The organism is Nocardia kruczakiae NBRC 101016 (assembly GCF_001612965.1).
Lineage (GTDB): Bacteria > Actinomycetota > Actinomycetes > Mycobacteriales > Mycobacteriaceae > Nocardia > Nocardia kruczakiae.
In genome coordinates this window covers 2,767-27,345 of the sequence record NZ_BDBL01000070.1, presented here as the reverse complement: position 1 = coordinate 27,345, position 24,579 = coordinate 2,767, and the positions used below count along the sequence as shown (strand labels likewise).

The following is a 24,579-nucleotide window of genomic DNA, read 5'->3' as shown; positions in this document are numbered from 1 at the left end:
GAATACGAGGTCCCGGACGGCGGAACTGTGTCCCGCCGCTCTGAAACACCCATTGCACTGTTCGAACACCCAGCAGTCCATGTCCGTTGTGCCGCATGCCCGCGAGTCCGAGCGAGGGGTTACACGATGAATCTGAAGCCAACCGGAACTGTCCACTGCGAGCTGGATCTGATTCCGCTCTCGCGAGCGCAGCACGGCATGTGGTTCGCGGACAGCATGCCGGGCGGACCGGCGGTCAACATCGCACAGTACGTCGACCTCGAAGGCCCGATCGACGCCGATGTGTTCGCCCGGGCAGTCAACAGTGCCGCGCTCGAGATCGAGTCACCCGTGGTGCGGGTCGTCGAATCAGACGGTCGCCCATATCAATTCGTCGACCGCAGCATCGTCTACGACGAGCCCGTGCTGGATTTCAGTGCCGAGGACGATCCGTTCGAAGCGGCGATGGAGTGGATGCGCCGCGACTACAACACCAAGGTCGCCGACCTGAGCCGTGACCGGCTCGCGGTGACACGGCTCATCCGGATCTCCGAGGACCGACACCTCTGGTACGCGCGTGCTCATCATCTGGTGATCGACGGTTACGGTGCGTTCAATCTCATCACCCGAGTAGCCGAACATTACAACGCGACACTCGAGAACAGGCCGCCCAAGAAGTTGGTGGCAGCCAAGTTGCGCGACATCGTCGAGACGGAGCAGACCTACCGCGCCAGCTCTCGCTTCGAGACGGACAAGTCGTATTGGCTCGACAAGGTCGCCGATCTTCCGACGCCGGCAAGCCTGTCGGGCCGCACCGCACGCTGGAGCAAGGACGACCGCGTAGTCGGCCGACAGCTCCCCTCCCAGTTGTCCGAACGGCTCGACCGTTTCGCCGACGACCTGAAAGCCTCCGCCGCCCAAGTGGTGATCGCAGCATTCGCGGCGTTCCTCGCCCGGATGACACGAACCGACGACGTGGTGCTGTCGATGCCGGTGAGCGGGCGCGTGACGATGAAACTGCGCAACGCCGCCGCCATGTTGGCGAACATGGTGCCGATCCGATTCAGTGTGAACGCGACAACTACCGTCGAGGAGCTGGTCGGCGCCTCGGTGTGCGAACTCGTCTCGGCGATGCGGCATCAGCTCTACCGATTCGAGGACCTGCGCCGGGACTCGAATGCGCTGGACGCGGCGGCGAGTTCGTTCGGGCCGATCGTCAATGTTCTCTTCTTCGACTCCGAGATTCGCCTCGGGGCAGCGGAGGGACGCTACCGTGCCTTGACGTCCGGAGTGCTCGACGACCTGCAGCTGAACCTGTATCGGCCCGGCGCCGAGGCGCCGCTGCTGATCGAATTGCACGGCAACGCGAACCTGTACGACCAGGATGAACTCGAACTGCATGCGCACCGATTCATCGCATTCCTGCACCGGATGATCGAGTCGCCGACAGGCACCGCCATTGTCGACGTCCCGCTGGTCGACCCCGGCGAAAAGCTGCGAATCGTAGGGGAACTCGCCGGCCGCCCCGGAGAATCGCCCGGCGAGACTCTGGTGGACCTCCTGGCCCGGCAGGCTGCCGCCAGCCCGTCAGCGGTGGCTGTCACATCAGGCGAGACCGGCCTCACCTACCGCGAACTGGACGAGTCGTCCACACGGTTCGCGCGCAGGCTTATCGCCCTCGGTGCAGGGCCGGAGACTCTCGTGGCCATCGCCATGCCGCGGAATGTCGACCTGCTCGTCGTCGTCCTCGCCGTACTGAAGTCGGGCGCCGGATACCTGCCGTTGGACGTAGCCCACCCGGCCGAGCGGCTCGAATACGTGTTGAACGACGCCGACCCGATCGCCATCGTGACGAATCAGGCTATGCGCGAGCATATTCCGGGTGACCACGGACGCGTGGTTCTCTTCGACGACGACCGCCGTGCGGACCCCGGCGACCGCTCGGCTCCGATCACCGATGCCGAACGCACCAGCGCACTGCGTTCCGACCACGTCGCCTACGTCATCTACACATCCGGATCGACCGGACGGCCGAAGGGTGTCTCGATATCCCATCGCGCCGTCGCCACCCACCTGGTGAATACGTGTGCCGAGATCGGAGTGGGCGCCGAGGACGTCTGGACGTTCTTCCACTCGTTCGCGTTCGACTACTCGGTGTGGGAAATATTCGGCGCCCTGGTCAGCGGAGGCCGAGTCGTCATCGTCGACAGCCTCACCACGCGTTCGCCCGACGATGTCGTGCGGCTCGCGGTCCGTGAGAAAGTGACCGTTTTCAACCAGACGCCTTCGGCGTTCCTCCAGTTCGCAGCCGCCCGGCAGCGCTACGCCACCGCGGGGGAGCCCGACGGTACGCTATCGCTTCGATTGGTCATCCTCTCGGGCGAGGCGCTGGATCCGGCGGGGTTGGCCGACTGGTACGAGAACAACCCGAATTCGCCTGTGCTGGCCAACAGTTACGGGATCACCGAAACCACGGTATTCGTCACCTATCTCGGCCTGACACGCGACATCGCCGCGCCGGGCGCGCCGAGCGCGATCGGGCCGGCATTGCCGGGTCTGCGAACATTCGTCCTGGACGAGCGTCTTCGCCCGGTCCCGCTCGGCGCGTGGGGTGAGATCTACGTCGCAGGCGCTCAACTCGCGCGCGGTTACCTGAACCGCCCCGCGTTGACCGCCGGACGCTTCGTCGCGAATCCGTTCGGGAAGCCGGGCGAGCGGCTGTACCGCAGCGGTGACGTAGCACGACGAAACCACAACGGCGAGTTGGAATACCGTGGCCGAGCCGACCAACAGGTGCAACTGCGCGGGTTCCGGATCGAGCTGGACGAAATCCGAAACTCACTGCTGAGTCACAGCGCGGTGTCGGCGGCCGTCGTCGTCGTACACCGTCCGGGCACGGAGGCGGCTCGGCTGGTCGCCTATGTCGTGCCGGCCGAAGACGCCATCTGCGAAACCGAATCCCTTCGCGCCCATGTCGGTGCGCGGCTGCCGGAATACATGGTCCCCGCGGGCATCGTCGTATTGGCGGCTTTGCCGCTCACGGTCAACGGCAAGGTGGACCACCGTGCGCTGCCGGATCCGATATTCGATTCGGCCGCAGCGTACGTCGCGCCGCGCACCGCTGTCGAAGAGTCGATCGCAGACGTCTTCGCCGAGGTTCTCGACCTGGAGCGGGTCGGCGTGTCGGACAGCTTCTTCGAACTCGGCGGCAATTCGCTCACCGCGACCAGCGCGGCCGTGCGCATCGCTGAGGTAACCCGACGCGATGTGTCGGTCCGCGACCTGTTCGGTAAACCGACGGTCGCCGAACTCGCCGCGCATATCGAGGCCGGCCACCACGCGCGCCGGCCGGTGCTGAGCCCGGCGCGGCGGTCCGGGCCGGTGCCGCTGGCACCCGCGCAGAACAGAATGTGGCTGGTCAACCAAGCCGATCCGGCCTCTGCCGCATACAACATTCCGTTGGTGATGCAGCTGACCGGACGTCTCGACACCGCGGCACTGCGTGCTTCCCTGACCGACGTGATCGACCGGCACGAGTCACTGCGCACTTTCTACCCGGCCGTGGACGGGACAGGGACACAGGCCGTTCTGCCGGCCGAGGAAGTCGTCGCGGAACTCGATCTGACGCCGAAGCCGACCGACCCCGACGAGATCGCAAACCGGATTCGTGAGCTGGCTTCGGCCGGGACCGATGTGCACCTCGGTCCGCCGGTCAGGGGCGCGCTGCTTGCGACCGGCGACCGGCGGTGCCACGTCCTTGTCCTTGTGCTGCACCATATTTGCTGCGACGGCTCATCTCTGCGACCGCTCGCCGCCGATGTGGCAACCGCGTACAGCGCGAGGTCGGAAGGCAAGACTCCGGACTGGCAGCCATTGACGGTGCAGTACGCCGACTACAGCGTCTGGCACCGGGAACTGCTCGGCGACGAGAACGATCCGAACTCGCTGGCGACGCAGCAATTGGGTTACTGGACACAGCGACTGGCGGGCATGCCGCCGGTGCTGGAACTCCCCGCCGACCGCCCGCGCCCCAGCCGCCGATCCCTGCGCGGCGACGTCGCGCACACGGTGATCCCGTCTCAAACCTTCGGCGAGATCGAGCGGTTGGCGCGCACCGCGAATGTCACGACCTTCATGGTCGTTCATGCCGCACTGGCCGTGCTGCTCGCCCGACTGTCCGGTTCCTCGGACATCACCATCGGGACACCGGTCGCGGGCCGAGGTGAACGCGCGCTCGAGCCGCTCATAGGAATGTTCGTCAATACGGTGCCGCTGCGCACCGAGGTGCGCGACGACGAATCACTCACCGCATTCCTGGCGCGGGTCAAAGATGTCGACGTCGACGCCTTCGCCTACCGCGATCTGCCGTTCGAACGCATCGTGGAGAAACTCGATCCGGCACATTCATCGGCGTATGCCCCGCTGTGTCAGGTCTATCTGGCCTTCGAGAACATGGACCGGCCGAAACTGGAGCTTCCCGAGCTCACGGTCGAGATCCTGGATCCGGGACCCGAGCCGGCAAAGGTGGACCTCATCGTCACGGTGGCCGAGAACTCGGCTGCGGGCGGCGACGTCGGTCTGCGAATCAATTACGCGACAGACCTGTTCGACCGGGGCACGATCGAGGAGCTCGCCGCGCGGCTGAACCGAGTCCTCGATGCCTTTGTATCGAACCCGGGCGCGCAGGTCGGTGATGTGGAGTTGTTGTCGGGGCTCGAGCGAATGCAGCTGGTGCCCGCGTCGGGAGGCGTCGGCGTCGAACCGTCGGTGCTGGCGAACTTGCTGGGCGGAGATCCCGATGCGCCGGCGATCGTGTCCGGTGCGCACACGGTGTCCTACGGCCGATTGGACGAGTGGTCCAATCGTCTTGCGCGAGTGTTGATCCAGGAGGGCGTGGGCCCGGGCGATCACGTCGCGTTGATGATGGCTCGGTCGATGGAATTTGTGGTCGGACTGTGGGCGACGACCAAGGCAGGTGCCGCGTTCGTTCCGGTCGATCCTCGCAACCCGGCAGAACGTGTCGCACACATGATCGCGGACTCCGGCGCGCGGATCGCGATCACCGTCGGCAAATCGCGCAACCTGCTCCCGACCGCGGTTCGAGCGCTGGTTCTCGACGATCCGGACACCCAGGCGTCGCTCGCGACACGATCGGCCGCCACCGTCACGGACGCGGACCGGATGCGCCCCTGCCGAGCCGCTGACACGGCATACGTGATCTACACCTCGGGATCGACAGGCACACCGAAGGGCGTGGCGGTCACCCACGCGGGCCTGGCGAATTTCGCGGCCGAACAGCGGGAGCGCTACCGGGCCGATTCGAGGTCGCGCGTGCTGCAGGTCGCCGCGCCCGGTTTCGACGCGGTGATGCTGGAGCTGCTGATGGCGCACACCAACGGCGCCCTGCTGGTGATCTCGCCCCCGGAAGTGTTCGCCGGCCGTGAGCTGGCGGAACTGATTCGGACACACCAGGTTTCCCACGCGTTCCTGACACCGAGCGTGCTGGCGACGATGTCGCCCGCCGGACTGGATTCGCTGCAGGTGCTGGTGGCCGGCGGAGAGGCCGTGTCCCCGGAAACCGTGGCGGTGTGGGCGCCGGGACGACAGCTGTTCAACGGGTACGGACCGACCGAGACCACGATCATGGTCGCGATCAGTGATCCGTTGTGTGTCGGCGACCTCGTGACGATCGGTGGTCCGATCCGTGGAGTAGAGGCTGTGGTGCTGGACGCGTCGTTGCGGCCGGTGCCGGTCGGGGTGACCGGAGAGTTGTACGTCGCCGGCATCCAACTGGCTCGCGGATATCTCAATCGGCCCGCCCGGACGGCCGCGTCGTTCGTCGCCAATCCGTTCGGTGCGCCGGGCACCCGCATGTACCGCGTCGGAGATCTCGCCCGCTGGACACCGGAGCACACGCTGGAATATGTCGGGCGCACCGATTTCCAGGTCAAGATCCGCGGCCAGCGGATCGAACTCGGTGAAATCGAAGCCGTTCTGTCCGGACATCCCCACGTCGCGGCAGCAGTCGCCGTAGGAGTTGCCACCGACGGCGGCACCCGACTGGCCGGATATGTGGTCCCCGCCGGAGCCGATATCGATACAGCGGAACTGGTGAACCATGTCGCGCAGCGCTTGCCCTCGCACATGGTGCCCGAGACGGTGATGGTGCTCGACACGCTGCCGCTGTCGTCGGTGGGCAAAGTCGATCGAGCGGCACTGCCGGAACCGGTCTTCGCCGCCATGACCACCGAGTTCGTCGCACCTCGCAACGCGGCCGAGCAGAGCGTCGCGGATGTCTTCGCGGGAGTTCTGGGCATCGAGCAAGTCGGTGCCCTGGACAGTTTCTTCGATCTCGGCGGCAATTCGCTGTCGGCTACACGTGCCGCGGCCCGCTTGAGCAGCGCCTTCGGCGTCGACGTACCACTGCGCGCCCTGTTCGAGGCGGACACCGTCACGGAGTTGGCGCAGCGCCTCCGCGCCGCCGACGCGGCCGGACGAGCACCGCTCGAGCCACAGCAGCGCCCGGACCGAATTCCCCTGTCACCCGCCCAGACCCGCATGTGGTTCCTCAACCGATTCGACACCGGCTCTGCGGTATACAACGTTCCGCTGGTCGTGCGCATGTCGGGAACCCTGGATGTGAGCGCCATGCACGCCGCGATCGCGGATGTGCTCGACCGGCACGAGTCCCTTCGCACCGTCTACCCGGACAGCGAAAGCGGCCCACATCAGGTGATCGTCCCGGTGGATGCCGTTCTGCCGACGCTGGCGCCGGTGCCCGTCGCGGCGGAGGAAGTAGAGGCACGGATCGCCGCCGAAGTTGCGGCCGGATTCGACGTCACCTCCGCCGTGCCCTGCCGAATCACGCTGCTGAGCACTGCAACCGACGAGCACACTTTGGTTCTCGTGGTTCATCACATCAGCATCGACGGTTCATCACTCGCCCCCCTCGCCGCCGACTTGACGACCGCCTACCGAGCCCGCACTCGGCAGCAAGCTCCGCAATGGGCGCCGTTGCCCGTGCAGTACGCGGATTACGCCCTGTGGCAACGTCAGCTGCTGGGTACCGAAGACAACCCACACAGTGTGACCGTGGCCCAGATCGCTTACTGGCAGGCAACTCTCGCCGATCTGCCCGAAGTGCTCGACCTGCCCACTGACCGTCCGCGACCGGTACAGCAATCGTTCCGCGGGGCGACGGTGTCGACGACAGTGCCGGCCGACCTGCATCGTGACCTGGCCGGGCTGGCCCGCCGCCACGACACCACGGTGTTCATGGTGACGCACGCCGCGTTCGCGGCGCTGCTGGCGCGACTGTCGGGAACCGATGACATCGCAGTGGGTACGCCCATCGCAGGCCGTGGAGAGCCGGGACTCGACGGTCTGATCGGTATGTTCGTCAACACACTGGTGTTGCGGACGCGCATCGAGCCCGATGCGTCCTTCACCCGGATTCTGGAACAGGTCCGGGCCACCGATCTGGGCGCCTTCGAGAATGCCGATATCCCGTTCGAACGCCTCGTGGAGGTACTGAACCCGCAGCGCACAACGGCCCACGCGCCGTTGACCCAGGTCGGATTCTCGTTCCAGAACATCGATATCCCCACGGTGACGTTCGACGGCCTGACGGTTTCGGCTCACATGCCCGACCCGAGCGTGGCCAAATACGACCTGCATCTGAACCTCGTCGACACTCTCGGACCCGCTGGTGAACCGGGCGAGATGAGAGTCGAATTCGGGTACGCCACAGACCTGTTCGACGAGACGACGATCACCACGATGTTCGAGCGCTACCTGTCGCTCCTGCGCGCGGTCGTCGCCGATCCGGCCCGGGCCGTCGGCGACATCGATCTGCTGTCGGCACACGAGGCACGCGTACTCACCGCACGCTCGACGGGGAAGACCATCCGCCGTACGAGCTCGACGATTGCGCAGATGTTCGCGGCGCAAGCGGCGGAGACGCCGGAGCACACGGCGGTTCTGGCCGCTGAGACCGGGGATCGACTCACCTACGGTGAGTTCGCGGCGCGAGTGAATTCACTCGCCCGCGCGCTGATCGAACACGGGATCGGCCCGGAAACCGTTGTGGCAGTGGCGATGCGGCGCTCCGTCGAGATGCTTACCACCCTGTATGCGATTCACGCGGCCGGCGCGGCCTACTTGCCCCTGGATCCGGATCATCCGATCGACCGCCTGCGGGCCGTGCTCACCGCCGCACGGCCGAGCGCGGTCCTCACCCGTCGCGCCGACACGGTGACTCTGCCCGACGACGTTGCGGTGTGGACGCTCGAAGAGTTCGAGACCGCCCACATCGGCGGGGCGCCGGTGACCGACGCCGACCGGACCCGGCCGTTGCGTGCGGACGATCTGGCCTATGTCATCTACACCTCCGGGTCGACGGGCGTGCCGAAGGGAGTCGCCATTGCGCACGCCGCGGTCGTGAACCAACTCCGGTGGATGCGCGATCACTACCGGCTGGGCGGCGACGACGTCATGCTGCTGCGGACGCCGTTCACGTTCGATCTGTCGATCTGGGAACTGTTCTCGGCGTTGACGTGCGGCGCGTCGCTGGTTGTCGCGGGTCCCGACGCGCACGCCGACCCCACTGGCGTGGCGCGGCTGATGGCGGAGTATCGGGTGACGACCGTGGACTTCGTCCCGTCGTTGCTCTCGGCCTTCGTCGACGTGGCCACTCCCGGCGCGTTCCCCGACCTGCGCCGTGTGCTGTGCATCGGCGAGGCGCTCCCGGCCGCCACCGTCCGCCGGTTCCGCGATCTCAGCGACGCGCGCATCGACAACCTGTACGGGCCGACCGAGGCCGCGGTGAGCGTGACCGCCCACCGGATAGAAGATTTCGATGCCGTCGCGGTGCCGATCGGAGCTCCCGAAGCCAACGTGGTCGTCCACGTACTGGATTCGCGGCTGCGTCCGGTTCCCCCCGGGGTGACCGGCGAGTTGTACCTGGGCGGAATCCAATTGGCGCGCGGTTATCACCGGCGGCCGGGTCTGACGGCGGCGACGTTCGTTGCCGATCCTTTCGCCGGTGCCGCCGGCGGCCGCCTGTATCGCACCGGCGACCTGGTCCGCTGGGCCGAGGCCGGAGATATCCGGTACGTCGGTCGCGCGGACTCTCAGGTCAAGATTCGCGGGCTGCGGATCGAACTCGGTGACGTCGAAGCGGCGTTGCTCGCCCACGAGCAGGTGCACGGGGCCGTCGCGCAGGTACGCACCGACGGCGACGAGCAGCGGTTGGTCGCCTACGTGGTGGCCGAACCCGCGCTCGACGTCAGGCAGGTGCGAAGTTTCCTGCTGCAGCGATTGCCCGCCTACATGGTGCCGACACCGGTGGTACGGGTCGACTCGATCCCGCTCACGACGAACGGCAAGGTCGATTTCAGGGCACTGCCCATGCCGGAAGCGGGCACCCACCCGTCCGAGTACCGGGAGCCGAAAGGTCTTGTCCAACAGACCATCGCCGGGGTCTTCGGCGAGCTTCTCGAGCTGCCGGCGGTCGGCGCCGACGACAGCTTCTTCGACCTGGGCGGTAATTCGCTGCTTGCGACGCGCGCATTGAGCCGCATCGGCCATATTCTCGACGTATCAATACCGGTGCACGTGATCTTCGCGGCATCGACTGTGGCCGACCTCGCCGAACGTATCGGGCATTTGCGCGCGGTACCGGGCCTTCCTGCGCCGACCCGGCGCTCCCGGCCGGATCGCCTTCCGCTGTCGCAGGCGCAGAGTCGGATGTGGTTGCTCAACCAATTCGATCCCGAATCGGCGGGATACGTTGTGCCGCTGGCGATTAGGCTCGAAGGCGTCCTCGATGTCGAAGCGCTGGCAGCGTCCTTCGGCGACGTCATCGAGCGGCACGAGAGCTTGCGCACGGTATACCCGGCAGTCGACGGTACGGCGGCTCAAGTTGTGCTGGATGCGGCCGACGTGCTCGCCACATGCGATCTCACGCCTCAGCCGATCGGCGAGCGCGAGCTGGCGCAGCGGCTGGCCGAATTCTCGAGCATCGGATTCGATGTTGCGCAGCGGGTACCGGTGCGCGTCGCGCTGTTTCAGCTGTCGGACACCACCTGGACGATCGCGATGGCTGTCCATCACATCAGTTGCGATGGCTATTCGGTGGCGCCCCTGGCCACCGATATCGTCACCGCCTACCGGGCGAGGTCCAGCGGCACCGCGCCGGAATGGGCGCCGTTGCCCCTCCAATTCGCCGATTACGCACTGTGGCAGCGCGAGGTGCTCGGCTCGGTGGACGATCCGGACTCCTACGTCGCCCGCGACATCGCCTACTGGCGAACTCGACTGGCGGGCATCCCCGATCTGCTGGAGCTGCCCACCGATCGGCCGCGGCCGAGCGAGCAGACACAACGCGGAGCGGTGACCCACGTCGCGATCTCCGCTGAACTGCACGGCCGGGTGGAGTCGCTGGCGCGCAGAGCCGGGGCCACGACGTTCATGGTGGTGCACACCGCGCTGGCCATCGTGCTGTCGAAACTGTCCGGCAGCGACGACGTCACCATCGGTGTGCCCCACGCCGGGCGCGGCGACCGGTCGCTGGACGGCCTGGTCGGGATGTTCGTCAATACACTGGTCATGCGCACCCGCATCACGAACGACCAGACATTCATGAGCCTGCTCCACGACGTGCGGCGCACCGACATCGAGGCATACGACCATGCCGATGTTCCGTTCGAGCAGCTCGTCGATGCGCTGAACCCGCCACGATCGACGGCGCACACCCCGCTGTTCCAGATGATGCTCGCCTACCAGAACATGGCCCGGGCACGGGTCGAGCTTCCTGGTCTCACTGCCGAGAGCGTCGACCCCGGCGACAGCGCCGCGATCTACGACTTGCTGCTCATGATGACCGAGGAACACGGCACACACAACGAGCCGGCCGGCATGCGATTGCGCATGACATACGCCACAGATCTGTTCGATGAAGACTCCGTGCGACGCTTCGCCGAGCAGTTCGTGCACGTTCTCGATGTCGCGGCATCCGATGCCGGCACGACTGTCGATCGGATCGATCTGCTCGGTGCCGCCGACCGGAAGCTACTGGAACGGTGGAACGATACCGGCGACGCCGTCGTGACGGGCCGGACCCTTGTCGATGCCTTCGACGAACAGGTAGCGCGCACGCCCGACGCTCCGGCGGTCGTCGGCCCGGACGGTGAGGTGTTGACCTACCGGGATTTCGACGCCCGCGTCAATCGTCTGGCCGGATGGCTCATCGCCCGTGGCGCGGAGCCCGAAACCGTTGTGGCAGTAGCCGTGCGCCGATCTGCCGAGCTCGTCACGGCTCTGTACGCCGTGGTGAAGTCGGGCGCCGCGTTCCTTCCGATCGATCCGGATCATCCGAGTGCGCGTATCGCGCGCGTGCTGGATGCGGCACAGCCGCTGGTGGTGCTCACCACCACGTCCGACGGCGCCGAACTGCCGGATGAATTCGACTCTGTGCGGATCGATCGACTGGACCTGACGGGTATGCCCGACAGCCCGATCACCGACGCCCAGCGGCGCGTGCCGCTCGAGGCGGGACACCGTGCCTACGTCTTGTTCACCTCCGGCTCCACAGGTGTCCCGAAGGGAGTCGCCCTCACTCACGCAGCGACTGTGAGTCAGCTGGCGTGGGCACAGCAGCAGTGGCCGCACAGCACGGCCGACGTGGTGCTGCACAAGACTCCGATCACGTTCGATATCGCGGTCTGGGAATTGTTCTGGCCGTTGCAGACCGGCGCTCGGATCGTGATCGCCGCGCCCGACGGGCACCGCGATCCGGCGTACATCGCCGATGTCATCGCGCGCCATCAGGTCGGCACGGTGCACTTCGTCCCGTCGATGCTCGACGTGCTTCTCGAATCCACGGGCTCCCCGCAGATGTCGTCCGTGCGGCGGGTATTCGTCGCGGGAGAGGCGCTGGCACAGCGCACAGTCGACGCTGCGGCGCAGGTGTTCGTGAACGCGGATCTGGTGAACTGGTACGGCCCCGCAGAGGCAGAGGTCGTCACCTCCCGGCGGTGCCTGCCCGGCGTGACGTCTCGCGCGACGGTTCCGATCGGTACACCCGTCGCCGGTATGCGGGTTCATGTGCTCGATGCGCGGCTGCGGCAGGTCCCCATCGGGGTCGTCGGCGATCTGTACGTCTCGGGTGTACAGCTGGCGCGGGGTTATCACGCTCGTGCCGCTCTCACGTGCGCGGCCTTCGTCGCGAACCCGTTCGGTGACCCGGGGGAGCGGCTGTACCGCACAGGCGATCTGGTCCGATGGACGAAGGCCGGCGAGTTGGAATTTCTGGGCCGCAGCGACTTCCAGGTGAAGGTCCGCGGACAGCGGGTCGAACCCGGTGACATCGAAGCCGCGCTGTCCGCCTTGCCGGAGGTGGCTCGCGCGGTCGTTGTCGCCACCTCGGATCGGATCGTCGGATACGTGACGCCGGCGCCGGGCGCGATAACCAGCGGTCGCGCGATTCGCGACCAGCTCAGTCGCTCGCTGCCGCCGTACCTGATTCCGGCCGCGGTAGAAGTGCTCGACTCGATGCCGCTCACCGCGAACGGCAAGCTCGATCGAGCCGCGTTGCCGCAGCCGACGTTCGACGATGGCGAGGAATTCGTGCCACCTCGAACCGGCCCCGAAACGGTACTCGCGAATATCGTCGCGCAGGTCACGGGAGCCGATTGCGTGAGCGTGACGGCGAACTTGTTCGAGATCGGTGTCAACTCGCTCTCGGCCGCGCAGATAGCGGCGCGGGCCCAGGCAGCCCTCGGTGTCGAGGTCGGCATCCGTGACATCTTCGACGAGCCGACGATCGCACGGCTCGCCGAGCACCTCGCCCGGCGGACCGATTCCACGACGATTCCCCTCGCACCACGGACACGGCCGGCGACCGTGCCGCTGGCGGCGGCCCAGCGACGGATGTGGTTCCTCAATCAGTTCGACACCGCGTCGGCGGCGTACAACATCTGTTTCGCGGCGCGATTGATCGGTGCCCTGGACGTCGCTGCGCTGCAGGCGGCGCTGCTCGACGTGGTGGCCCGGCACGAGCCGCTGCGGACGACATATCCCGCCGTCGACGGCGAGCCGTGCCAGGTGGTGCACGACGTGTCCGCGATGGCGGCGGAACTGGTGCTTGTTCCCGAAACGGTCGCCGGCGAGCTAGAGCTGACCGACCGGATCCGCGAGGCCTCCGGGGCGGGTTTCGACATCGCGCAGTCGGCGCCCGTGCGTGCACGGCTGTACAGCATCGGCGCGCAAGAGCACGTGATCGTGCTCGTGGCTCATCACATCGCCGCTGACGGCTCCTCGATGGCGCCGCTCGCCGGCGATATCTTCGCCGCCTACGAAGCACGTGTGAACGGTCTTGTGCCGCAATGGGAACCGCTGAAAGTGCAGTACGCCGACTATGCGCTGTGGCAGCGCGACATGCTGGGCGCCGAGGACGATCCGGCGTCGTTGTCGGCGCGGCAGATCGCCTACTGGAGCGATGTTCTCGATGACGCCCCGGAGATGCTCGACCTTCCGACCGATCGGCCCCGGCCGGCCACGGTGTCGACGGCCGGCGGCAGCATCGACATCGCGGTGCCGCCGCGACTGCACGACGCTGTGGTGCGGCTGGCGCACCGCGAAGGCGTCACGGTGTTCGTCGTGCTCCATGCGGCGCTGGCGATCCTGCTGGCTCGCACCGCGCACAGCGACGACATTTGTGTCGGCACCCCGGTTGCCGGGCGCGGCGACCAGGCGCTGGACGATCTGGTCGGCATGTTCGTCAACACCGTCGTGTTGCGCACGCGGGTACGTGAGGACCGGTCGTTCAGTGAATTTCTGTCGGAGGTGCGCCACACCGATGTGGAGGCGCTCGCGCACGCCGACGTGCCCTACGAACGACTGGTCGACGCCTTGGAGCGGCCCCGGTCGACCGCGTATACACCGTTGTTCCAGGTGATGTTCGGTCTGCAGAACATGCGCACGGCCCGGTTCGCGCTGTCCGGTGTCGATGTCGAACTCCTCGATCCCGGCGTGGCACAGGCCAAAACCGACCTCACCGTGCTGGCGACCGAACGCGTGAAGGATGAGCGGCCCGCCGGTATCGATGTCGAGATCGTCTACGCCACAGATCTTTTCGTCGAGTCGACCGTGGAATCGTTCGCAGAGCGGTTCGTTCGCGTACTCGAAGCGGTCACGGCCGATCCGACCCGGCCGGTGGGCGAGGTCGGATTGCTGAGTGTCGAGGAGGCGCAACGCCTGCTTCCCGCACGTGGCGCCGGTACGACCACGCCGTGCCTGCTTCCCGTGCTGCTCGCGTCGGCCGCGGTCGCGCACCCCTTCGCGATCGCGCTGATCGGAGATGGGCAGACCCTCACCTACGGGGAGCTCGACCGTCGGTCGAACCAGCTCGCCGCCCATCTGGTGGCCCAGGACGTCGGGCCGGGTGTATTCGTCGCCCTCGCCGTGCCACGGTCGGTCGACTATCACATCGCCCTGTGGGCGATCGCGAAGACCGGCGCCGCGTTCGTGCCGGTGGATCTGCGGTATCCCGCCGATCGCATCGCGCATATGGTCAACGATTCCGGTGTCGAGATCGGGGTCACGACCGAGGCAGCGCGGATGTCGTTGCCGAACGGTGTCCACTGGCTGCACCTGGATGATCCGCGGTCGGCCGCCGATATCGCCTCGCGTTCGCAGCGCGCCATCATGGACGCGGATCGCCTGCGGGCCTTGCAGATTCGAGACGCGGCATATGTGGTCTACACGTCCGGGTCGACGGGAAAGCCGAAGGGCGTTGTCGTCACACACGAAGGACTGGCGGGCTTCGCGGCCGAGCAGCGTGACCGTTACCGGGTGGACAGCGCCTCGCGAGTGCTGCAAGTGGCCGCGCCTGCCTTCGACGCGGTCCTGCTCGAGGCGTTGATGGCGCACGTCGCCGGTGCGTCGTTGGTCGTATCGCCACCGGAGGTATTCGGCGGTTCGGAGCTGACCGAGCTGATCAGGACGCACCAGGTATCGCATGCGTTCCTGACACCGAGTGTCCTGGCGACGATGTCGCCCACCGGCCTCGATTGCGTTCGGATGCTGGCGGTCGGCGGAGAGATGGTGGCGACGGATGTGGTCGCCGCCTGGGCACCGGGCCGGCGTTTGCACAACATCTACGGGCCGACGGAAACAACAATCGTCATCACGATGAGCGACCCGGTGCAGCCCGGGGACGTGATCACCATCGGCGGGCCCATCCGGGGTGCGGAGGCCGTGGTCCTGGACGCACGGTTGCGGCCGGTGCCGGTCGGAGTGGAAGGGGAGCTCTACCTTTCGGGCGCTCAGTTGGCGCGCGGCTACCTGAATCGGTCCGTGGCAACAGCGGGTGCGTTCGTCGCGAATCCCTACGGGGAACCGGGTTCGCGGATGTACCGCACCGGTGACATGGTCCGCTGGACCGCGCGCGGCGCGCTGGAATACATCGGCCGCATCGACTTCCAGATCAAGATTCGCGGTCAGCGCATCGAACTCGGCGAAATCGACGCCGCACTGCTCACCCACCCCGAGGTGGTCTCCGCCGTCACTGTGGCCCGCACCGGGCCCGGCGGGCAGCCGATACTGGCCGCCTACATCGTGACCGAACCCGCCGCCGGCGTCGAACCCAGCGCGGTACTCGACCACGTCGCTGCCGCGTTGCCCGCGCACATGGTGCCGACGGTGATCACCGTGCTCGACCGCATGCCGCTCGCCTCGACCGGCAAGGTGGATCGGAAAGCGTTGCCGGAGCCGGTCTTCGATATCACCGAAGACGACGCGGCGGCCGCCGCCACCGACATGGAACGCACGATCGCGGCCGCCTTCGCCGACGTCCTCGGCGTCGCATCGGTCGGCGCGACGACATCGTTCTTCGCGCTCGGTGGTGACTCCATCATGTCGATCCAGCTGGCATCTCGGCTCAAGTCCGCCGGTGTGGTCGTGACCGCGCGAGACATCTTCGAGCGCAAGACCGTTCGCGGGCTGGCGCAGGTGGCCGCGGCGTCCGAACGCGTGGCGCTCGAGGAGCTGCCCGGGGGCGGTGTGGGTGAGGTCCCCTTCACACCGATCGTGTCGTGGTTCGTCGACCGGCTCGCACCGGCCGATCGGTTCGCGCAGTCGATGCTGGTGCGCTTGCCCGCAGACGCGCGAGTCGACGATGCGATCGCGACCGTGCAGGCGGTGCTGGAACGGCACGACATGCTGCGCGCGCGGCTGCGCGAACGCGGGCTGGAGGTGCTGCCCGTCAGCGCGGCCGACGCCGCGAGCTCGGTTCACACGCGCACGTTCGGTGCCGACCAGGCGCCGGGCAGTGACGGTTTCACCGGCGTGGCCGACGCGGCGCTGGCCGCGGCGTCGGACGGTCTGGATCCGGCCGCGGGCCGGATGCTGCAGGTGGTGTGCCTGCTGCCCGAACCGGGCGTCGATGCCGAGGCCCGAGCGCTCATCGTGATTCATCACCTCGCCGTCGACGCGGTGTCGTGGCGGATCCTGATTCCGGACTTCGTGGCGGCCTGGCAACAGGTCACGTGCGGGCAGCCCGCGCAGCTGCCCGCGCCGGGCACGTCGATGCGCCGGTGGTCGCACGCGCTGGCCGCCGCCGCTGCCGAGCGGGCCGGCGAACTCGAGCTGTGGCATCGGATGAGTGCGGCAGCTGATCCGCTGCTGGGCCGTGCGGCATTGGATCCCGCGGTCGATACCCACGCGACCGTGCGGAACCTGGCGGTGTCCCTCCCGGCGGAGGTCGCCTCCGCGTTGCTCGACGCCGTGCCCGACGCCGTGCGCGGGGGCATCGACGATGCGCTGCTGGCCGCGCTGGCCGTGGCGGTGACCCGCTGGCGCGGGCGGCGCGGCGTGGCCCACGCGGGCGTGAAGGTCCTCCTCGAAGGGCACGGGCGAGAAGAGCAGATCGCGGCGGGAGCAGACCTCTCCCGCACGGTGGGATGGTTCACCAACGCCTATCCGGTCGCGCTCGACCTGAACGGGATCGAGTACGCGGACCCGCGGACCGCGGTCAAGGCCGTCAAGGACCAGTTGCGTGAGATCCCTGACAAGGGAATCGGTTACGGTCTGCTGCGCTACCTCAACGACGACACCACCGAGCGGCTCGCGCAAGCACCCGAGCCGCAGATCAGTTTCAACAATCTCGGCCGCGCCGGTGTCGACCTCACCGCCGTGTCGGACCTGGCGTGGGTGCCTACCGATGACCGGTTCGACCGGCGCGGCGCCTTCGACCCGGATATGCCCGCCGCGGCGGCGCTCACCATCGACGTGCATATCGCGGATACCGCGGCGGGACCCGAATTGTCGGCGCACATCGGCTATGCCTCGCGGTTGCTGGACCACGACGACGTGGCCGAACTCGTCGACGAATGGGTCGACGCCGTGACCGCGATCGCCGAAGCGGCCAGGACGAACCCCGACTGGGGACTCTCCCGAGCCGACGTGGCCCTCGTCGACGTCACCCAGCCCGACCTCGACGCCTTCGCCGGCCGATACGGTCGGCTGACCGACGTGTGGTCGCTGGCGCCGCTGCAGGCGGGTTTGCTGTTCCACGCCGAACTCGCCTCCGGCGAACTCGACGTCTACACCGCGCAATCGGTGATCGCGCTGGCCGGCGTTGTCGACGAGAACCGGCTCCAGCGGGCTGCGAACGCTTTGCTCGAGCGGTATCCCAACCTGCGGGCCGCGTTCACGCGCACGGCCGACGGCGTTGCCGCGCAGGTTGTGCCCGCCCACACCGGCCTCTCCTGGCGCAGATTCGAATCGTGCTCGGGCACAGAGGTTGTGGACGAGGTGATCGCCGCCGAGCGGACGGCGACCTTCGATCCCGCCGATCCGCCGCTGCTGCGATTCGTGTTCATCGTCGTCGGAGCGCAGGAGTTCCGGCTGGTGTTGACAGCGCACCACCTCCTGTTGGACGGCTGGTCCCTGCCGCTGCTGTGGCGTGAGCTGATCGGGTTGTACGCCGTGGACGCCCGGGCGGAACTGTTGCCCGCCGCCGCCGGCTACCGCGACTACCTCGCCTGGCTTCAGCGCCGCGACTGGCCGACCGGTATCGAGGCGTGGCGACACGCGCTGGCCGATATCGGTGAGCCCACACTGGTCGCCGATCCACACGCGGCGGCGACCACGGATATCCCGATCGATCTGGCGATCGTGCTCGATCGCGCCGTCACCACCGAGCTGGTGGAATTCGCCCGGGCACGAGGGGTGACGATGGCGACGATCGTGCAGTTCGCCTGGGCGACGGTGCTGGGCAATCTGCTCGGCGTCGAGCGCGTCGTATTCGGCAGCACGGTGTCGGGTCGTCCCGCCGACCTGCCGGGCGTCGAATCGATGATCGGCCTTTTCATCAATACGATTCCGGTCGCCGCGGACGTGGCCCGGGATCTGAGCATCGAGGACGCGCTGGATCGGTTGCAGGCCGAAAACACGCGTCTGCTCGAGCACCACTACGTCGAGCTGTCGCAGATCATGGCCGCCGCGGGTGGCACCCAGTTGTTCGACACCCTGGTTGTGTTCGAGTCCTATCCGGTCGACAGCAGCGGTCTGGGTGAGGCCGATATCGATGGGATGCGAGTGGTCTCGGCCGAAGGCAGCGACGCCACGCACTACCCGATCACCGTGCAGGCCCATCACACCGACCACTTGCACATCCGAGTCCGATACCAGCGGTCCCGCATCGATGACGCCGACGCGGCCGGGCTCGCCGCTCGCATCGAGGCGGTGCTGCGCGCGATTCCGGCCGATCCGCGCATGCCACTGGGCGCGATCGATCTGCTGTCGGCGTGCGAGCGAGGGGAGTTGGTACCCGCCTGGGGCGGCAGCGCCGCCGCCCCGCGCCCGATGGCGGAGTTGCCGGCGGGCGATCCCGCGGCGCCGGCAGTGATCTCGGGCGAGCGAACGGTGTCCTACGCCGAGCTGGATGCCTGGTCGAACCAGATGGCGCGCTATCTGATCGGCTGTGGTGTCGGCCCCGGCGATCAGGTCGCGCTGGTCATGCCGCGGTCGGTGGAGTTCGTCGTCGCGTTGTGGGCGGTGACCAGAGCCGGAGCGGCGTTCGTGCCGGTCGATACGCGCAACCCGGCCGAACGGATCGCGCACATGATGTCGGATTCCGCTGTGCGAGTGGCGGTGACGGACTCCGCGACCCGGAACCTGATTCCCGGCGGGGTGCACGCTCTGGTCCTCGACGACCCGGACACCGCAGCGTCGATCGCCTCGCACCCGGCGGCGGTCGTGACCACTGCGGAGCGTATACGCCCGCCCCACATCCGGGATGTGGCATACGTGATCTACACCTCGGGCTCGACCGGGACACCGAAGGGTGTGGCGGTCACCCACGAGGGGCTGGCGAATTTCGCGGTGACACAGCGTGATCGCTTCGGCGTGGACAGCGGGGCACGCGTGCTGTTGGGCGCCGCTCCGGGCTTCGACGTGATGGTTCTCGAGGTGCTGCTGGCACATAGCAGCGGCGCGGCCCTCGTCGTGCCGCCGCCGGAGCTGTTCGCCGGCGAGGCATTGGCGGAACTGATTGCGGCCCAGCGAGTTACGCACGCATTCCTCACACCGAGTGTGCTCGCGACGATGTCTCCGGCCGGACTGGAATCGTTGCGGGTGCTGGCCGCCGGTGGTGAGGCGGTCACGGCCGACACCGTCGCGACGTGGGCGCCGGGGCGGCGTTTGCTGAACGGATACGGGCCTACCGAAGCGACGATCCTGGCCGTGATGAGCGATCTGCACACCGGCGAGGCGGTGACCATCGGCACTCCGATTCGCGGTGTCGACGCCGTCGTACTGGACCGATGGTTGCGGCCGGTACCAGCCGGGGTGGTCGGGGAGTTGTATCTCGCGGGCGCTCAACTGGCCAGGGGATACGTCAACAAATCCGCAGCGACCGCCGGTGCGTTCGTGGCCAATCCCTTCGGCGCGGCAGGCTCCCGCATGTACCGCACCGGCGACCTGGCTCGCTGGACTGCGGAGCACACGCTCGAATACCTGGGCCGCCGCGATTTCCAGGTCAAGATCCGCGGTCAACGCATCGAACTAGGCGAGATCGAGTCCGTGCTGGCCGGTCAGCCCGGCGTCGAGCGCGCGGGCGTGGCGCTGCGCAAGGATGAGCGTGGCATCGACCGCCTCGTCGGCTATCTGGTCGGCGCCGCGGAGGTGGACACGGACGAGGTGCGTTCCGCCGCGCGGTTGCGGCTGCCCGCGCATATGGTGCCCGATGCGATCGTGACGCTCGCCGAACTGCCCCTGACCACCACCGGCAAACTCGATCGCCGGGCGCTTCCCACGCCGGCGTTCGCGGCCGCCACCGAGTGGGTGGCCCCGCGCACCGACGCCGAGCGTCGGGTCGCGGAGGTGTTCGCCGACGTGTTGCGCGTCGACCGAGTCGGCGCGACGGACAACTTCTTCGGTCTCGGAGGAGATTCGCTGTCGGCGACGCGGGTGACCGCCCGGTTGAGCGCGGCGCTCGGGGTGCGCATCGGGGTGCGCGACGTGTTCGACACGGCGACGGTCGCCGACCTCGCGGCCCGCGTGGCGACATTCGACCGCCATGTCCGCACCCCACTGACCCCGCGAACGCGGCCGGCGCTCGTACCGCTGTCACCGGCACAGCAGCGGATGTGGTTCCTCAACCGGTTCGACACCTCGGGCGGCGCGTACAACATCCCCCTGGTGATCCGGTTGCGGGGCGAACTCGATATCGACGCACTGCGGCGCGCGTGCGCGTCGATCATCGATCGGCACGAGTCGCTGCGGACGATGTTCCCCATCTCCGGTGAGACGCCGCATCAGCTCACCCTCCCCAGCGATGCGGTCGTACCGGTGATAACGCCGGTGCCGGTCGCCGAAGAGCAGCTGATCGACCGCGTAATCGCTGTCGTCTCGGAGGGTTTCGATGTGCGACAGGCACCGCCGCTGCGGATCGAACTGCTCGCCGTCGACGACCGCGACCATGTTCTGGTCGTATGCGTGCACCACATCTGCGCCGATGGTCAGTCGATGATGCCGCTGGCGCGCGATGTCGCCGTCGCATACGAGGCGACTCGGCAAGGGACGCAACCGCTGTGGCCGGCTCTTCCGGTCCAGTACGCGGACTACGCGCTGTGGCAGCGTGAGCTGCTCGGCGAACAGAACGATCCGGACTCACTCGCCGCCCGGCAGTTGCGGTTCTGGAACAACACCCTCGCCGGGCTGCCCGAACTGCTCGAATTGCCGACCGATCTGCCCCGGCCGCGAGTGGCGTCGATGCGCGGCCGCTCGATCGATTTCGAGCTGCCGGCCGCACTGCACACGCGCATCGATGCCGTCGCACGGGCATCGAACGCGACGGCGTTCATCGTGCTGCACGCCGCGTTGACCGTCGTGCTGTCCAGGCTGTCGGGGTGCGACGACATCGCGGTCGGAACCCCGGTGGCCGGGCGCGGGGAGCGCGAACTCGACGATCTGATCGGCATGTTCGTCAACACGCTCGTCCTGCGCTCGCGGGTGTCGCCGCATCGGCCGTTCGCCGAATTGCTCACCGCGACACGTGAGAACGACCTGGCCGCGTTCGCGCATGCGGACGTGCCCTTCGAACACATCGTGGAGATGCTGAATCCGCCCCGCTCGACCGCGCATCTGCCGCTGTATCAGGTCACCCTCGACGTCCAGAACCTGAGCAGGGCCACGCTGGAGTTGCCAGGTCTCAGCATCGAGCCGGTGGAGTCCGGCTTCGATCAGGCGCAGGCAGATCTGGCTGTGAAGCTGGTCGAGCGTTTGGACGTGGCAGGGCGCCCGGCCGGCATGACGGGCCGGCTGACCTTCGCCACCGACCTGTTCGTCGAGGAGTCGATGGCCCGGTTCGCGGCGGCGTTCGTGCAAACCCTGGAGCAGGCGACCACGAATCCGTCGGTGCTGGTCGGCGAGATCGACATCGTCGGAGCGGCGCAGCGGCGCGAACTACTGCAGGCGGCCGGGACGGCCGGACTGCCGGTCGCAGACGTGACGCTGGCGGAGCTGTTCGCCCAGCAGGTCGCGGCCCGGCCGGACGCGATCGCGGTGACCGACGGCGACACACAGCTGAGCTACGCCGAGCTCGATCGGCGCGCCGGCGAGGTGGCCGCACGATTGACCGAACACGGTGTGGGACCGGAATCGCTGGTGGCAGTAGCGCTTTCGCGGTCGGTCGAGCTGGTCGTAGGGCTGCTCGCGGTGGTGCGGGCGGGCGCCGGTTACCTGCCGTTGGATGTGGCCTACCCACCCGAACGACTGCGGTTCATCCTCGACGACGCCGCCCCGGCCGCGGTGCTGACGTCGGCGAAGATGGCGTGGGCGATCCCGGAATGCGCCGCGCCCGTGATTCTCGCCGAGGACTGTGCGGGAGCGACCGTGCACGGTCGAGGTGCACCCCCGAAGCCGCGCCCCGACAATGTCGCCTACGTGATCTACACCTCCGGGTCCACGGGCCGGCCCAAGGGCGTGACGATCACTCATCGCGATGCGATCACACTGTTCACCCACACAGCGCAGCGATTCGACGTCGGCCCGGAGGACGTGTGGACGCTGTTCCACTCCTACGCCTTCGATTTCGCGGTGTGGGAGATGTGGGGTGCGCTGCTGACGGGTGGCCGGGTGGTCGTCGTCGACTACAACACCTCCCGCTCGCCGCAGGCGATGGTCGACCTCGTCGCACGAGAGGGCGTGACGGTGTTGAGCCAGACCCCGTCGGCGTTCTACGGGTTCGCCGACGCCGAGCGCTCCGACCGTGAAACCCGCAGCGAAGCAACGGAATTCGCCCTGCGCTATGTGGTCTTCGGCGGCGAGGAACTGGACAGGTCGCGGTTGGTCGGCTGGTTCGCGGCGCACCCGCCGGGCTCGCCGCGATTGGTCAACATGTACGGGATCACCGAGACCACCGTGCACGTGACCTTCACCGAGGTCGACAGGACGGACGGGGCCGGGATCGGGTCACCGTTGCCGGGCTTGCGCGTGTATGTGCTCGACTCTCGGCTGCAGCCGGTGCCGATCGGTGTCCCCGGCGAGATCTACGTCGAGGGCGGGCAACTCGCGCGCGGCTATCTGCGGGCGCCGGCGCTGACCGCGGGCCGGTTCGTGGCGAACCCGTTCCATCCGGCCGGTGCCCGGCTGTACCGATCCGGCGATATCGGCCGGTGGCAGGGGTCCGCGACCGGCCTGGAGCTGACGTACACCGGCCGCGCCGACGCGCAGGTTCAACTGCGCGGGTACCGCATCGAATGCGGTGAGGTGGAGGCGGCGCTGCTGCGGCATCCGGGTGTGGCCCGGGCGGCCGTGGCGGTGCACCGCCACCAGCGCGGCGTGGATCAGCTGGTCGGCTACGTCGTGAGCGTCGATGGACAGCCGGTCGAACCGGGGGAGGTGCGGGAGCTCGCCGCGCAGTTCCTGACCAGCTATATGGTGCCCTCGACGGTCATGGTGATGCCGGATCTGCCGTTGACGGTCAACGGCAAGCTCGATCGGAAGGCCTTGCCCGCACCCGATTTCGACGTGCCGGCCGACGAATTCGTAGCGCCGCGCACTCGAACGGAAAAAGTGATCAGCGACGTCTACTCGCAGGTTCTCGGAGTCGAGCGGGTCGGGGTGTCGGACGGCTTCTTCGACCTGGGTGGTAACTCGCTGCTGGCCACAATGGTCGTGACCGAGTTGCGAGGGCGTGGTGTGACGATCGAGTTGCCGTGGATGTTCGACGACGCGACGCCGAGGGTGCTGGCGCGCCGGGCCGACGAGACGAAAGGCGGTGGCTCCGGCCTGGACGTGCTGCTTCCCCTGCGTACGAAGGGAACGAAACCCGCGCTGTTCGCTGTGCACCCCGCCGGCGGGTTGGCGTGGTTCTACGGTGGTCTGCTCGAATATCTGGACAAAGACCGGCCGGTCTACGGTGTACAGGATCCCCACGTCGTGGCGGGTGAACCCCGTGCCGAGTCCGTGGAAGAACTGGCCGAACGCTATGTGGCCGAGATTCGCCGAGTTCAACCGAACGGGCCCTATCACCTCCTCGGTTGGTCATTGGGCGGGCACATCGCCCACGCGATGGCGGTGGCGCTCCAGCGAGACGGTGAAACCGTCGGAACGCTGGCAGTACTGGACAGCGCGGTTGCCGCAGCGCAAGAGCCGAGTGCTTCGCCAGTCACGGCACACGACCCGGCACCGGGACAGCTCATGGCCGATCTGCTCGGCGGCTGGCGAGAGCTGTTCGGCCTCGGAGCCGACGCGCAAGCCGACACCTACGAACGAGCGTGGGCCGTCATCCGTGACCAGGTAACCGGAACCGGGCTGTTCACCACCGAACAGGTCGATCGGGTGATGGAAAGCTTCGAAACCGCGAGCCATATCGCCGATGATCACCGGCCCGGCGTTTTCGACGGAGATCTGGTCTTCTTCACCGCGGGGAAGGACCACTCGGACCACGACGCACTCGCAAAGCAGTGGCGTGTCTACGTCACCGGCGAGGTTTACAACAAGGTGGTCGATGCGCGTCATCTCGAGTTGAGCCATCCTCACGCGCTGTCCGAGGTAGGCCCGCTCGTCGAAAGGGCGATGAACGAATGGTGA

General features: G+C 67.5%; 1 protein-coding gene. It reads left to right on the top strand.

Annotated elements, in window-relative coordinates; genetic code table 11:
* The first annotated feature begins 27 nt into the window (after positions 1 to 27).
* Positions 28 to 24,579 carry a non-ribosomal peptide synthetase gene (locus tag NK1_RS32005; RefSeq protein ID WP_084461836.1) on the top strand — a complete coding sequence of 8,184 codons (24,552 nt, stop codon included), beginning with the start codon at positions 28 to 30 and terminating at the stop codon, positions 24,577 to 24,579.